Here is a 13,942-nt window from a genome sequence, read left to right as displayed (position 1 = left end):
CGCAGGGCAGAGGTGTTTTTGAAGAAGAACGTTTCGGAGAATGGCCATGGATGCCCGTCTGGAGCAGCAAACGCTGAAGCGCTCGATTGCCGCGACGCTGTGCGTGTCAGTGCTCGGGATCGTTTTTGGCCTGATCTCGGGTTCGGAATCCATTTTGTTTGATGGCATGTTCTCGGCCATCGATTCGGTCATGTCGGCGCTGTCGCTTTTTGTGGCGCGTCTGGCCATGCGCGATAGCAGTGACCGGTTTCAACATGGTTTCTGGCATCTGGAGCCGCTGGTGGCGGCGCTCAACGGCGCGATTCTGACGCTTTTATGCCTGTATGCCTTTCTCAATGCCGTGCAGGGCATCATCAAGGGCGGCCACACGCTGGCCTTTGGTCCGGCGCTGGGGTATGCCCTGGTGGTGGCCGTGATCTGTCTTGTCATGTACCGCATGGAAAAGCGCGTCAACGACCGCATTGATTCGGTCTTCATTCGCATTGATGCCCAGAGCTGGCTGATGGCGGGCCTGATCACGCTGGCGTTGATCGCAGCCTTTGCCCTGTCGCTGGTGCTGGAGCGCACGGCCTGGATCATCTATACGCCCTATGTGGATGTGGTGCTGCTGGCGGTTCTGACGCTGTGTTTTCTGCCCGTGCCCATTGGTATCGTGATTCGTGCCATGAAAGAGGTGCTGCTGATTGCGCCCCGCGAGCTGGATCAACAGGTGCATGCCGTGATGGAAAGCGTCATGCAGCGCGACGGGCTCAGGCACTACTACAGTCATGTGGCCCGAACCGGCCGCGGACATTTTATCGAGATTCACATCCTGACCACGCCGGAGTTTGCCGCGCGCGAGGGTGTGGCCACGCTGGATGACGTACGCACACAGATCGGCGCGGCGCTGGACATTGCTCCGCAGCAGCGCTGGTTTACGGTCTGCTTTACGGCCGATGAGCGCTGGATGTGATCATCATCGACACAGTGCAGTGTTGAAGGTCGCCATGAACGCCTGAAAGGAGTGACGTCAATGAGAGAGCGAGGCAGAACCCGACGGATGCTGGGCATGGGCGCGCGTACCGGCGGGGCCCTGTTGCGCTCGCGCATGGGGCGTGACGCAGGCTGGGAAGTGCTCGGCGAGCAGCTTTTCAACGAGCTTTCCGAGCTCAAGGGCCCGGCCATGAAGCTGGCCCAGATCATGGCGCAGTGGGACGATCTGCTGCCGCCGGCGCTGGCAGAGCAGCTGGCCCGGCTCCAGCGTCAGGCGCGCCCCATGCCCTGGGAAGACATTCGTCGTACCCTGGTGGATCAGTTTGGCGATCTCGAAGCGGCCTTTGCCGATATCGAAACGACCCCCTTTGCCAGCGCCTCCATGGGTCAGGTGCATCGCGCCACCACCCATGATGGCGAGACGCTGGTGCTCAAGGTGCAGTATCCGGGCCTTGAGCGTGTGCTTGAGCAGGATCTGGTGCAGGTGCGGCGCATGATGCGGCTGATGCGCTGGATGAAGGTGCCTCAGGCCCGGCTGGATGCCATGTTCGATGAATTTGCCGACAGCCTGCGCAAGGAGCTCGACTACCGAGCCGAATTCGAGGCACTGGTGCGCTATCGAGCGCGTTACGCCGACAACGATGGTCTGCGCTTTCCCGAGCCGCTGGCGGACTATTCCGGTGAGCGGGTGCTCGCCATGCGTTACCTGCCCGGTATTCCCATGCGGGAGGCGGAAGGGATGGAGGATAGGGTTCGCCAGACCCTGGCCGCCAATCTGGGCGACTGGCTGACCGAGGAGCTGTTCACGCATCGAGAGCTGCACGCCGACCCCCACGCCGGCAACTTTGCCACCGACGAGGAGGGGCGGTTGATTGTCTATGACCTGGGGGCAGTGATCAGCGTGCCCGAGGCGCGGCTGCGCTCGATGATGCAGCTTCTGGGGGCGGCCATCGAGGATGATCCAATGGGCATGGATGAAGCGCTGCGCTCAATGGGCGGACGCCAGGGCGAAGGGGCACCGCTGGCGCTGTATCGCGAATCGGCGGCCGCCATGCGACCGCTGTTCGAGCCCGGGGAGCAGGACTTCAGCGATGCGCGCATCCACTATCGGCTGCGCGAAATCAGCCCGAAGGTCTGGTCGGCCATGGACCGATTGCAGCCGCCGGCCGATACCATGCTGCTGTCACGCACGCTCAACGGGCACTACTGGAACATGGTGCGTCTCAAGGCGCGACTGGACATGCACGCTCGCACCCGGCCACTGCTGGCCTGGGCGCGAGAGGAAGGGTAGCGTTACTGACTGCCGGAGACCAGCTTGAGCCCGATCACCGAGGCAATGATCAGAGCAATGAAGCCCAGGCGGATCGGGCTTCTCGACTCGCCCCAGAACAGCATGCCCAACAGCGCACTGGCCACCGTGCCGATGGCCGTAAAGACGGCGTAGGCGATGCCCAGGCTGATCTCTCGCATGGCAAACGAGATGAACGCCAGCGACAGACCAAACCCGATTACCAGCATGGCCAGGCCCTGTCGGCGTGAGCCGCGGTTGAACTTCTCGATGCCGGTCACGCCGACCACTTCCATGAGGCCTGAAACGATCAGTGCGAGCCAGTACATGACGCCTCCTTTTGATCGGAGGAGTAGAGTTTGAGGCCGACCACCCCGGTCAGCAGGGTCATGATCAGTACCAGCGTCAGGGCGTTGAAGGGCGCACCCAGAAAGATGATGTCCACTAAAACGGTGCCCATGGCGCCGAGACCGACAAAGACGGTGTAGACCGTCGTGGTGGGCAGGGTGCGTGCCATCCACGTTGCCAGCCCCAGACTGAGGGTGACCAGTACCAGTGTGCCCAGCCACTCCAGAGGCCCCTGAGCATACTTGGCGCCCATCGCCCAGCCGATTTCACACAGCGTGGCCGGCAGCATCAGCCACCATTTTGACACCATCAGAGCATCCTCCGGCCGGTGCCCGTCAGAGAAAGGCCCTGTGAGACGAGAGGGAAGGTAGCGATGTTCAGAGAGCGCTTACGCATGGTCATGAGACACCGACATGAGTGCCCGGGTATCAAAGCCGTTTTGACGCGCAAGATTGATCATGTGCTCGTACATCTCTGGCGTCATGCTCGGTGATCGGGCCAGCAGCCACAAAAAGCCGTGATTGGGGCCGGCCACGATGGCGTGCCTGTAATCCTCATCCAGCCACAGGATGTTATAGCCGGCGTAGAAGGGGCCAAAAAAGGACACCCGAAAACGCCCGGTGCCGGAATCTTCTTCAAAAAAGGCCTTGCCCTCGGCTTCATCCCACTCGTTGTCATCAGGATTAAAGCCACGGTTGGTGACCGCCACGCCGCCGTCGTCTCGCATCGCGTAATGCGCCGTGACCTGTTCCAGCCCCTTTTCGAAGCTGTGATCCAGCCGCGCGATTTCATACCACAGGCCCAGATAGCGACTCAGCTCGAAACCTTCCACGGCCTGGCATCCTGTGGGCATTCCCGTTTCACCACCCATGGCACTGGCAAGGCTGCCCAGTAGCCCTTTTAGATCCGCCATGTCAGGCATGTCATGCTCCCTTCGGTCAAATGGATACGCTGTTGTCCTGAATGACCTCAAGTCTAGTCACTGTCGGCCGATGTTGTGCATTGAGTCGCGCCATTATGGTGCCGGTGATGGACGTGGGGTCCGAAGGGAGAGAAGCATGGCGTCGCAGGCAGGCTGGACGGAAATGACATCGGGAGAGCACGCGGTCTCTTCCCATAATGCGAAGACAACACAGCGTCGTCGTACAGGCTTCAGCCTTGGCAACTGGACGCTGAGAAAGAAGATGTTCGCCATTCTGGCCCTGATGTGGGTCGGTATGCTGGTGCTGGTGACCAGCATGGCGTGGAATGCGCGCGAGATGATGTTTGAAGAGCGCCAGCGCAGCCTTGAGGCGACCGTGGGCGTGGCACATACGCTATTTGCGCGCTATCAGGAGCGCGCCGGTGCCGGCGAATTCACCCAGGACGAAGCGCGTCGGCGTGCGCTGGATGCGCTGGCCGGTCTGCGCTTTGGCGATGACCGTCAGAACTATATCTTTGCCTTTGATGACAGGGCGCATGTGCTTTACCACCCGCGTCGTGCTGCCGGTGAAGACATGTCGACCTACACCGACCCCAGTGGCGTGGCCGTTTACAGCGAGCTTTTAAAAGTGGCGCTGGCCGGCGGCAGCGGATTCGTCAACTACGATTCCCGCGATGCCAGTGGTGATGCACTGCTGCCCAAGCTGGGTTATGTCGAGCGCTTTGCGCCCTGGCAGATCAACCTGGCGGCCGGGGTCTATACCGATGATATCCAGCATGCATTCATGGCCAAGCTTTTCCAGTATGTCGGGCTGCTGTTTGCAGTCGGTGCGGCCCTGACGGTGGCTTTTTTGCTGCTGACCCGTAATATCTATCGTGGACTGGGGGGCGAGCCTGCCTATGCCATCGACTGCGTGCGTGAAATTGCCGACGGTCGACTGGGCACGCGCCTTGAGCTGAAAAACGGTGACCGGACCAGTCTGCTTTACCACATTGAACACATGCGCGCCGAGCTGGCCGAGACCATCGCCAGCATTCGTCAGGCGAGTGAGTCGATCGATGTGGGCGCCCGTGAAATTGCCGCCGGCAACAACGACCTGTCTGCGCGTACCGAACAGCAGGCAGCGTCACTGGAAGAAACGGCCGCCAGCATGGAACAGCTGACTGCCACCGTGCGTCAGAACGCCGATAACGCGGCTCAGGCCACGCGCCTGTCCCAGACGGCGTCCAGCGAGATGGACGGCGGACGTGAAGTCATCAAGCGTGTGGTGTCGACCATGGGCGAGATTCGCGAAAGCTCCAGCAAGATCAGTGAAATCATCAGCATGATCGACAGCATCGCCTTCCAGACCAATCTGCTGGCGCTCAACGCCGCTGTTGAAGCGGCGCGTGCCGGTGAGCAGGGGCGCGGCTTTGCGGTAGTGGCCGGTGAGGTTCGCCAGCTTGCCAGCCGCTCCGCGACGGCGGCCAGCGATATCAAGGCGCTGATCGAGCGTTCGGTGTCGCAGGTGGCCAGCGGTACCACACTCGTTGATGAAGCCGATACCACCATGGCGACCATTACGCAGAGCTCGCGTCGGGTCAATGATCTGATGTCCGAGATTGCAGCGGCCTCCAAGGAGCAGACCAGCGGCATCGAACAGGTCAACCAGGCCGTCAGCCAGATGGACCAGGTGACGCAGCAAAACGCCGCACTGGTGGAAGAAGCAGCGGCTGCCGCCTCCTCGCTGGAAGAGCAGTCAGGGCGTCTTTATCAGTCGGTTGTCCGTTTCAATATCTGATCTGCAGGGTTGTTTCTGACACAAAAGGGCCGCATCAAATGATGCGGCCCTTTTTTTGCGGTCCCTTTTTGTATCGAGACAATCGCTGATCAGCCGGCCCTGATGGCCTCGGCGACAGCTTCGCCCAGCTCGCTGGTGGTGCCCTTGCCGCCCAGATCCGGCGTCAGCGGCGCGTTTTCGGGGCCTGCGGCCAGCACGCGTTCGATGGCATCCACCATGGCCTTGCCGGCATCAATGTGACCGAGGTGTTCAAGCATCATCGCCGCTGACCAGATCTGGCCAATCGGGTTGGCAATGCCTTTTCCAAAGATATCCGGCGCGCTGCCGTGGACCGGCTCGAAAAGGCTCGGGAAGTGGCCTTCAGGATTAATGTTGGCCGAGGGCGCCACGCCGATGGTACCGGTACAGGCCGGCCCAAGATCGGAGAGAATGTCGCCGAACAGGTTGCTGGCCACGACCACATCGAACCAGTCCGGGTGCAGCACAAAGTTGGCGGTCAGGATGTCGATATGGAACTTGTCGACGCTGATGTCCGGATAGCCTTTGGCCATTTCTACCACGCGCTCATCCCAGTAGGGCATGGTGATGGAAATGCCGTTGGACTTGGTAGCAGACGTCAGCTTTTTGCGCGGGCGGGTCATGGCCAGGTCAAAGGCAAACTTCAACACGCGATCGATGCCGGTTCGGGTCATGACCGTATCCTGAATCACCACTTCGCGGTCGGTGCCTTCAAACATCCTGCCGCCGACGCTTGAATACTCGCCCTCGGTGTTTTCCCGCACGACGTAGAAATCGATGTCGCCGGGCGCGCGACCTGCCAGCGGGCTCTTGATGCCGGGCATCAGTTTGCACGGGCGCAGATTGACGTACTGATCGAAGGCGCGGCGAAACTGCAGAAGCGACCCCCACAGCGAAATGTGATCCGGCACGCGCTCGGGCATGCCGACAGCGCCAAAGAAGATCGCATCCATGCCGCCGAGTTGGTCGCGCCAGTCATCGGGCATCATCTTGCCGTGGCGCTCATAGTAGTCGCAGCTGGCAAACTCGAACTCCGAAAAGCTCAGGTCCAGATTGAAACGATGCGCGGCCGCTTCCAGCGCGCGAACGCCCTCGGGCATGACTTCATTACCGATGCCATCGCCGGGGATGACCGCAATGTTATGGCTCATGTTGAGCTCCTCTGATGGGCGACAGGAAAGACTGACCGAGCGGGCTCAGTCAGCGTTGAAAAACGCAAGGGTTTCCCGGATGACATCGTCGGGACACTCCTCGGGCAGATAGTGGCCGCAGGGCAGGGCACGGCCGCTGACCTCCAGGGCACAGGCACGCCACAGCGTCATGGGGTCGAACAGTTTCTCGATCACGCCATGCTTGCCCCAGAGCACCCTGAGCGGGCAGCGGATGCGATGCCCGGCATCTCGATCGATGCGGTCATGGTCAAGATCAATGGTGTTGGCAGCGCGGTAGTCTTCACACATGGCATGTGCGGTGCCCGGCAGCCTCATTGCGGCCCGGTAGGCATCAAGGGCTTCGGTAGAGAAGGGTGCAAGCCCCGCGTGACGACCGCCCATGACTTCCTCGATCCAGGCATCGGGACTGGCCTCGATCAACCGCTCCGGCAGTGGCGCGGGCTGAATCAGCAGGAACCAGTGGAAGTAGGCGCTGGCAAAGGCGCGGTCAGTGCGCTCATACATATCGAGCGTCGGGGCAATGTCCAGAAACATGGCGCGCTCGATGCGCTCGGGATGGTCCAGACACAGCCGATGGGCGACCCGGGCGCCGCGATCATGCGCCAGCACGGCAAAGCGCTCGAATCCGAGCGCGGACATCAGCGCGACCAGATCAAGGGCCATGACGCGCTTGCTGTAGGTCACATGTTCGGGATCGCCCGATGGCTTTGAGGAGTGGCCATAGCCGCGCAGGTCCACCATGACGACATGGAAGTGATCCTTCAGCTTTGGTGCTACCCGGTGCCAGATCACGTGCGTCTGTGGGTGGCCGTGCAGTAATAACAACGGCGGCCCGTTACCGCCGGCACAGCCGTGCAGGGTGACGCCGTTCACGTCCAGATCGAAGGTTTCGAACATTTCCAGCATGGAAGGATCCTGCGTGGTGTTCATCATGACCGGTACTCTAAAGCATCATGCGGCGTTTATAATCGATTGCTCACGCAATTGATTATTGAATCCAGGTAGATAATCAATAGGGAGCGCTCATGAAGGCCATCAGTGATCTGCATTTTTTTCAGGTGCTGGCCCGGCACGCGTCGATGACGCAGGCCGCTCAGGCGCTGGGGCTGTCGCTGTCGGCCGTTAGCAAGCGGCTGGCACAGCTGGAAAAGCGCCTGGGCGTTCAATTGATGCGCCGAACCACGCGACGTCTGGCCCTGACCGGGGAGGGCGAGCACTATTTAAAGCGTGGTGCCTCGCTTTTGCAGGAGCTTGATGAGCTGGAGGCGTCGCTGGGCGCTCAGCGTCATGCGCTTTCCGGGCTGCTGCGGGTCAATGCCACCTTTGGATTCGGTCGCGCCCATGTGGCGCCCCTGATCGAGCAGTTCACCCGCCATCATCCGGAAGTGGAGGTGCTTTTGGATCTCAGCGACTATCCGCGTGACCTGCTGGCCCATGATCTGGATATCGGCATCATCGTGGGTCCGGCGCCGGATTCACGCCTGCGTGCCAGGCGTCTGCTGGCCAGTCGCCGTATTGCCTGTGCCTCGCCTGACTATCTTGAGCGCGCCGGCCGGCCGGCCACCCCGGAGGCGCTGGCCGATCACAACTGTCTGGTCGTGCGTGAGCGCGAGGCCGGTTTTGATGACTGGCGCTTCATGAAAGACGGGCAGGAACACCGCGTGCGCGTTGGTGGCACGATGAGCAGCAACGATGGGGAGAGTGTGACGCGCTGGGCCATGGCCGGCCACGGCGTCATCTATCGTTCCTGGTGGCAGGTACAAAAGCCGCTGGCACAGGGCACGCTTGAAAGGCTGCTGCCTGAGTTTGAAACGCCGCGCATGGATTTCATGGTGGTGCATCGCCAGCAGCGCTTTGTTCCGGAACGCATTGCCCGGTTCATTGATGCCATGACAGCGGGGCTTGCCGAACGGTTACCGCCGCTGCCCTGACATCAGACCGGGCAGCAATGCGGGCGCCTGCCGTAAGGGCTCGGGCACCCGGGGGATCAGCTGTTCAGGCGTTCCATTTCACTGCGGTATTCCTGACCCAGCCGCGTTTTCTCATCATCTTCAAACTTTTGGCCGGCCGAGATGAAAAACTGCTTCTCTTCATCTTCAAAGTGATGCAGCGCCATGTCCTGGAGCTTTTTGGCATAGCCAAGCCAGGCCGGCGAGCTGAAGTCGGTGCTTTCCATCTGTTCGATGACTTCATCCATCTCGTGATGCTCGGCGATGCCGTGACGGGATTTTTCAACACCGGTGTCATAGGCCATCAGCGGGCGATAGAAAAAGCGCTCCTCGGCGGTTTCATGAGTCTGCAGGGCGGCCTTGACGCGCTTGAAAAGTTCCTCGCGTCCGTCGCTGTCACCATGGGTCTTGACCAGCAGGTCCAGCAGGGTGCGCTGAGTGTCATGGTCCTTGCGGATCTCTTCAAAAATGGTACTCATGGGGCGTGCTCCTTCATCTTTCGGTCAGCTTGTCAGGGTTGGGACCAGGGTCATGGTCGCGGCCGTCAGGTGGCCGGGCATCCTGTTTTATGGTGTCAGGAATTTATAGTGTCAGGGATCAACCTGTTGTGATGCCGCCTGCAGTGTAGTTCTCGTTACGCCGGAATGCCCGGCACCATACAGCTCTGTTAGACTCCGTCGGCTATAATGCGCGCATGGTGTCGAGGCCCTCGGCACGTATGCGCAGTCAGGTTTGTCAGGTGCAGCCGTCAGCTCTATTTTTTGCAGGCCAGCACCAGGAGGAATGGCTTGAACATTTTGATGTTCACCAACACCTATAGCCCCATCGTGGGGGGTGTCAGCGAATCCGTGCAGCGATTCGTCGAATGTTTCAGGGCATCCGGTCATCGGGTGCTGGTCGTGGCGCCCACGCTCAACGGCCAGCCCGAGTCGGAGACCGATGTTATCCGTGTGCCTGCCATGCAGCGTTTCAACGGCAGTGATTTTTCCCTGCCGGTCACGATTCCGGGCTCACTCGATGACGCCATTCGGGACTTTGCGCCCGATATCGTGCACTCCAACCATCCCTTCCTGCTGGGGGATACCGCGGTACGCGTCGCTCAGGGACGCGGGCTGCCGCTGGTGTTTACCCACCACACGCTCTATGAGCATTACACCCACTATGTCCCGGGCAATTCTCCGGTGATGCAGCGCTTTGCGCTGGCGTTGTCCAATGGCTATTCCGAGCTCTGCGATACCGTGATTGCGCCCAGTGAAAGCATTCGCACGATTTTGCGCGAGCGTGGCGTCCAGACCCCGCTGGAAGTGGTGCCCAGCGGGGTCGATATCGAGCGGTTCGGCAAAGGGACGCGCCAGCGCTGGCGTACCCATTTTGGCATTGATGAACACGCGCATGTGGTGGGGCATGTCGGGCGGCTGGCGCAGGAGAAAAACCTGCCGTTTCTGACGCGCAGCGTCTGTCAGGCGCTGATTGATCACCCGAACATGCACTTCATGGTGGTCGGTGACGGTGACGAGCGTGATGCCATCCTGACCCGGGCCCATCAAATGGGGGTGGGAGAGCGGGTGCATCTGACCGGCGTGCTCAAGGAGCAGTCGCTCATTGATGCCTATCACGCCATGGACAGCTTTGCCTTTGCCTCCTTCAGCGAGACTCAGGGCATGGTCGTGGTCGAGGCGATGGCCGCTGGGCTACCGGTGGTGGCGCTTGATGCCACCGGCGTGCGCGAGGTGCTCGCCCACGAACGCAATGGCCTGCTGCTGGCGGAGCAGGATGAGCAGGCATTTGCCCGGGCGGTGGGGAGTCTGTCGGATCCGGCGCGCTGTCAAAGCCTGCGCCAGGGCGCACTGGAGACGGCCACCAGGTTTGATACCTGCCGGTGCGCCGATCAGTGTCTGGCAGTCTATCAGGAGCTGCTCGCGGCCCATCAGACACAAAAGTCGTCATCGGGCAGTGACAAGACGACCTGGGACCAGGCGCGGGGGCGACTGGAGGCGGAATGGAACCTGCTGTGTCACCGCGGTACCGTGCTTCGCCGCGTGTTCGGTGGCTCGAAACGGGTGGCGCCGCGCATGCGTCCGGTACCGCCCACCGTGCAGAGGGTGCCGCTGGTGGAGGGCAGTCTGACGCCGATGGCGCAGGGGCACTCTCCTCAACCCGGTGGCAGCACCTCGATGACCCCGGGAGAGGTGACCCTGATGCAGCTTCGGGACGACCTTGAAAGTAACGTCTCGTCCTCCCGCGGCAAAAAGCCCTGATATCGCGACACCGACAGCGTCAGATCTGCTGTCGGTGTCGTGAGACCCATCGAAAGACCAGCCCCAGAACGATGACGCCTACCACTGCCGCGATCAGCCAGATGAGATCGTCGAGGCTGCGCGAGCGAATCAGCTCGCCCAGTCGACTGCCTGCCACCGTGACCGCCGCCAGCCCGGGCACAATGCCAATGACCGACCCGATCATGTAGACCCCATAGGGCATGCGACACGCCCCGGCAATCATGTTGGTGAAGGTAAAAGGCGCCAGTGGCAGCAGGTTGAAAACAATCATGGTGCGAATGCCATGGCGCGAGACGCTATCCGCCAGGCGATGAATCCGATCGCCGCCGTAGCGGGTCAGCAGCTCCCGCCCCAGAAGGCGCCCTAAAAGCCATGTGGCCGTCGACGCCACCATGGTGCCCGCGAGCGCGTAAAAAAGCCCCCACCATGGACCGAAGATCAACCCGGTGGCCCCGACCAGAATCGTCAGCGGAAACATGATCAGACTGCCGATCATGTAGGTCAGCATCAGCGCCGGCGGCGCCCACCAGGACTCGCGCAGGCGCATGGTCTCGCCCAGCCACTGCTCGAGTTTTTCGGCCGTGAGGGTGTCGCCCATGGCAAGCCACTGCCAGAAACCGCCCATCGCCACCATGAGCACAATTACAATAATGACAAGCCACACACGCCTGTTCATGACAACGCCGTCCGCAGCCAGATAAGGGGCACGAGTCTAGTCAGGCCGCGCAGGGGCATCAACCGATGCTGTCATCTTAATGTCGGCTTCCTGTCATGGGGGTGTCGTCGGATGATCCAATCGGCACAGTCGCGGTCGTTGTCAGGGCATTCCCTGTCAGCGTACCGCGACCATGAGCGTTTGCGATCAGACGCAAGAATGGGTTGATGAATAATGCCCCGGCCTGTTACCCACACTAGCGGCCAACGCTGACCAGCGAGCGCAGCGGGCGCGACATCTCGGGAGCATCATCAATGGCAGTGCGCTCAAACAGATAGGCATCCATTGCCAGGGCCTGAAGCGACACGACGGCATTGAAACGCTGCGGTGCGCGGGTATCGCCTGCGCCCATGGCGACAAACAGCGGCAGCAGGTGTTCATCGGTGGGATGGGCGCGTACCGCGGCCGGCGCCTGACGGCGATAGTCCAGCAGCGCTGCATCGTTGCGCAGGGCCATCTGTTGACCAATCCAGGTCTGGAAGGCGTCGACATAAGCGGAGACGTCATCACGATCATCGCGCATGTCGCCCAGGTTATGGGTGATGCTGCCCGAACAGATCAAAAGCGTATCGTCATCGAGCGTCTTCGCCAGCTGACGACCCAGATAGTAGTGCCAGTCGGCGTCGTGGCGGGCGCTGATGGAAATGCCAACCACCGGAATGTCCGCCTCGGGATAAAGATGACGAAGCGGGACCCACATGCCGTGATCCAGCCCTCGCTCCGGGTCGATCCATGACTGTAGACCGGCAGCGCTCAATCGGCAGGCCACCTCGCGTGCCAGCCTGGGCTCGCCGGGCGCCGGGTATTGAAGGTCATACAGGGGCGCGGGAAAGCCGTGAAAATCGTGAATCGTTTTCGGGTTCTGGCTGCCCGTCAGGCGAATGGGAAAGCCTGACCAGTGTGCCGAGGCCACCAGAATGCGCGAGGGACGCTTGATCTGGCTGGCCAGTGCGCGCCAGGCGCTGGCGCTTTCGCCCTGATCCAGCGCTTCCATGGGCGAGCCATGAGAGATGAACAAAACCTGTGCCATGTCATGAACTCCAGTGATTGAAGGGTCAGCGCTGTCCGACGAAACGGGAAACGGTCAGTTTGCCGCCGTCAAGAAAGCTCAGAGCCAGTGCTGTGGCCGCCAGAAACACCGGGTATTCCCAGCCGCCGCCGGTGGATGTGAACATCCAGCCGTTGGCGATATGCGGCATGCTGGCGCCGGCCAGCTCGAAAGCCAGAATCAGCGCCACCCAGCGTACCCGAACGCCCAGAATCAACAGTATTCCGCCTGCCAGCTCAAGACCGGTGATGGGCCACGCCACCCAGGCGGGCAGTCCGATCGAGGCAAAAAACTGACCGGTCCCTGCCAGCGTCCAGACCAGTAGTTTGGTCAGACCATGGGCAATGAACATGGTGCCCAGCGCCAGGCGCAGCAGCAGGGCGGCAATATCTTGACCTGCGATGCTGGTGCTGACAGGAACGGCAGCAGTAGAGGTGGTTTGCATGAGCGTCTTTCCTTGAAGGTTTGAATGCCCGCAGTTTGATCACTTCCTTGTTTGGAATAAACCTGCTAATCAGGGAGTATTGGTTTTCGATCTGGAAACAATCATGGACACTGTTGCAGCACTCAAGGTCTTTATGGAGGTAGCAGAGCAGGGGGCCTTTATCGGTGCCGCCGAGCATCTGTCGATGTCACGCTCCTCGGTCAGCAAGCATATTGCCTTTCTGGAGCAGCGCTTCGGCGCGCGGCTGATCAACCGCACCACGCGGCGCTTGAGCCTGACCGATGCCGGTCGGGAAGTCCTGACGCGGGGGGAAGCCATTGTGCGCGAACTGGCCACCCTTGAAGGCGTGCTGCACGATGATCAGGCCCTGCTGGATGGTCGGCTTCGCATCAGCGCGCCTCATGCCTTTGGCACACTTTATCTGGGGCCCATTCTGGCCCATTACCGGCAGGCGTATCCTTCCGTAGCGCTGGAGCTGGTGCTCAGCGACCGGCAGGTGGATCTGGTCGATGAAGGTTTTGACATGGCACTTCGTATCGGCAAGCTGGAAGACTCCACTCTGATTGCGCGGCGCATCGGCAATATCGGCATCACGCTGTGTGCCTCACCCGACTATCTGGCACGAGCGGGCACACCACAGCATCCCTGGGAGCTGTCATCGCATCAGGGGCTTCATTATCGCTATGCCCGTCACGGCCAGCGCTGGCATTTTACGCGCGGCGCCAATCACCACAGCGGCACGACCCAGGCCGGGGTCACCGCCAACAGCGGTGAAGTGCTGCGCGACATGGCCATTGCCGGCATGGGCATCACGCTACAGCCTGATTTTCTGCTCAGGGAGGCACTCGACAGCGGACAGCTGGTGCGCGTTTTGCCGGAGTATGATCATGATGTGCTGGGGCTTTACTGCGTGTACGCCCATCGCGATCAGATGACGCCCAGGCTTCGCAGCCTGCTGGATCATCTGCGTGAATGGTTTGAGCGCTATCCGCTGTCCTGAACGACG

General features: G+C 61.0%; 15 protein-coding genes. 6 read left to right on the top strand and 9 right to left on the bottom strand.

The window, feature by feature from the left end:
- Nucleotides 1–46: 46 nt before the first annotated feature.
- Nucleotides 47–952, top strand: coding sequence for a cation diffusion facilitator family transporter (locus ACUN8C_RS12380; protein ID WP_445619495.1), 906 nt, complete (start codon nt 47–49; stop codon nt 950–952).
- A 60-nt stretch (nt 953–1,012) separates the two neighbouring features.
- Nucleotides 1,013–2,263, top strand: coding sequence for an ABC1 kinase family protein (locus tag ACUN8C_RS12375; protein ID WP_445619494.1), 1,251 nt, complete (start codon nt 1,013–1,015; stop codon nt 2,261–2,263).
- Nucleotides 2,264–2,265: 2 nt separating this feature from the next.
- Here ACUN8C_RS12375 and ACUN8C_RS12370 read toward each other — a convergent pair whose 3' ends face one another.
- The 3 genes from ACUN8C_RS12370 to ACUN8C_RS12360 all read right to left on the bottom strand — a co-directional run bounded on the left by ACUN8C_RS12370 (nt 2,266) and on the right by ACUN8C_RS12360 (nt 3,530).
- A complete protein-coding gene (locus tag ACUN8C_RS12370) occupies nt 2,266–2,589 on the bottom strand; it encodes a DMT family transporter (protein WP_445619493.1) in 324 nt (107 codons plus the stop codon).
- Nucleotides 2,571–2,918: a DMT family transporter gene (locus ACUN8C_RS12365; protein WP_445619492.1), complete on the bottom strand. Its 348-nt coding sequence runs from the start codon at nt 2,916–2,918 to the stop codon at nt 2,571–2,573. The genes ACUN8C_RS12370 and ACUN8C_RS12365 overlap by 19 nt, the downstream gene beginning before the upstream one ends.
- 78 nt (nt 2,919–2,996) lie before the next feature.
- Nucleotides 2,997–3,530, bottom strand: coding sequence for a lipocalin family protein (locus tag ACUN8C_RS12360; RefSeq protein ID WP_445619491.1), 534 nt, complete (start codon nt 3,528–3,530; stop codon nt 2,997–2,999).
- Between the two features lie 136 nt (nt 3,531–3,666).
- Here ACUN8C_RS12360 and ACUN8C_RS12355 point away from each other — a divergent pair, with 136 nt between their 5' ends.
- Nucleotides 3,667–5,310: a methyl-accepting chemotaxis protein gene (locus ACUN8C_RS12355; RefSeq protein ID WP_445619490.1), complete on the top strand. Its 1,644-nt coding sequence runs from the start codon at nt 3,667–3,669 to the stop codon at nt 5,308–5,310.
- 89 nt (nt 5,311–5,399) lie between these two features.
- Here the strand turns inward: ACUN8C_RS12355 and ACUN8C_RS12350 are convergent, their stop codons facing one another.
- The gene (locus tag ACUN8C_RS12350; protein WP_445619489.1) at nt 5,400–6,479 is read right to left on the bottom strand and encodes a tartrate dehydrogenase; all 1,080 of its coding nucleotides are present in this window, start codon (nt 6,477–6,479) and stop codon (nt 5,400–5,402) included.
- 45 nt (nt 6,480–6,524) lie between these two features.
- Nucleotides 6,525–7,433 (bottom strand): alpha/beta fold hydrolase, encoded by a 909-nt coding sequence (locus tag ACUN8C_RS12345; protein ID WP_445619488.1) that lies wholly within the window; start codon nt 7,431–7,433, stop codon nt 6,525–6,527.
- A 92-nt stretch (nt 7,434–7,525) separates the two neighbouring features.
- Here ACUN8C_RS12345 and ACUN8C_RS12340 point away from each other — a divergent pair, with 92 nt between their 5' ends.
- A complete protein-coding gene (locus ACUN8C_RS12340; protein ID WP_445619487.1) occupies nt 7,526–8,431 on the top strand; it encodes a LysR family transcriptional regulator in 906 nt (301 codons plus the stop codon).
- Nucleotides 8,432–8,487: 56 nt separating this feature from the next.
- On the opposite strand, the gene ACUN8C_RS12335 is transcribed toward ACUN8C_RS12340, so the two are convergent.
- The gene (locus ACUN8C_RS12335) at nt 8,488–8,928 is read right to left on the bottom strand and encodes a hemerythrin domain-containing protein (RefSeq protein WP_445619486.1); all 441 of its coding nucleotides are present in this window, start codon (nt 8,926–8,928) and stop codon (nt 8,488–8,490) included.
- A gap of 309 nt (nt 8,929–9,237) precedes the next feature.
- Here ACUN8C_RS12335 and ACUN8C_RS12330 point away from each other — a divergent pair, with 309 nt between their 5' ends.
- Complete coding sequence (locus tag ACUN8C_RS12330) at nt 9,238–10,707, top strand: glycosyltransferase (RefSeq protein ID WP_445619485.1); 1,470 nt, start codon at nt 9,238–9,240, stop codon at nt 10,705–10,707.
- A gap of 19 nt (nt 10,708–10,726) precedes the next feature.
- On the opposite strand, the gene ACUN8C_RS12325 is transcribed toward ACUN8C_RS12330, so the two are convergent.
- The 3 genes from ACUN8C_RS12325 to ACUN8C_RS12315 all read right to left on the bottom strand — a co-directional run bounded on the left by ACUN8C_RS12325 (nt 10,727) and on the right by ACUN8C_RS12315 (nt 12,936).
- Nucleotides 10,727–11,404, bottom strand: coding sequence for a TVP38/TMEM64 family protein (locus ACUN8C_RS12325; protein ID WP_445619484.1), 678 nt, complete (start codon nt 11,402–11,404; stop codon nt 10,727–10,729).
- Between the two features lie 235 nt (nt 11,405–11,639).
- Nucleotides 11,640–12,473 (bottom strand): dioxygenase family protein, encoded by an 834-nt coding sequence (locus ACUN8C_RS12320; RefSeq protein WP_445619483.1) that lies wholly within the window; start codon nt 12,471–12,473, stop codon nt 11,640–11,642.
- A 25-nt stretch (nt 12,474–12,498) separates the two neighbouring features.
- A complete protein-coding gene (locus tag ACUN8C_RS12315) occupies nt 12,499–12,936 on the bottom strand; it encodes a DoxX family protein (RefSeq protein WP_445619482.1) in 438 nt (145 codons plus the stop codon).
- A 103-nt stretch (nt 12,937–13,039) separates the two neighbouring features.
- On the opposite strand from ACUN8C_RS12315, the gene ACUN8C_RS12310 reads away from it, so the two are divergent.
- Nucleotides 13,040–13,936 (top strand): LysR substrate-binding domain-containing protein, encoded by an 897-nt coding sequence (locus tag ACUN8C_RS12310; RefSeq protein ID WP_445619481.1) that lies wholly within the window; start codon nt 13,040–13,042, stop codon nt 13,934–13,936.
- Nucleotides 13,937–13,942: the final 6 nt, after the last annotated feature.

Source organism: Kushneria sp. Sum13, from assembly GCF_052692355.1.
This window is presented reverse-complemented; position numbering and strand designations above follow the sequence as displayed.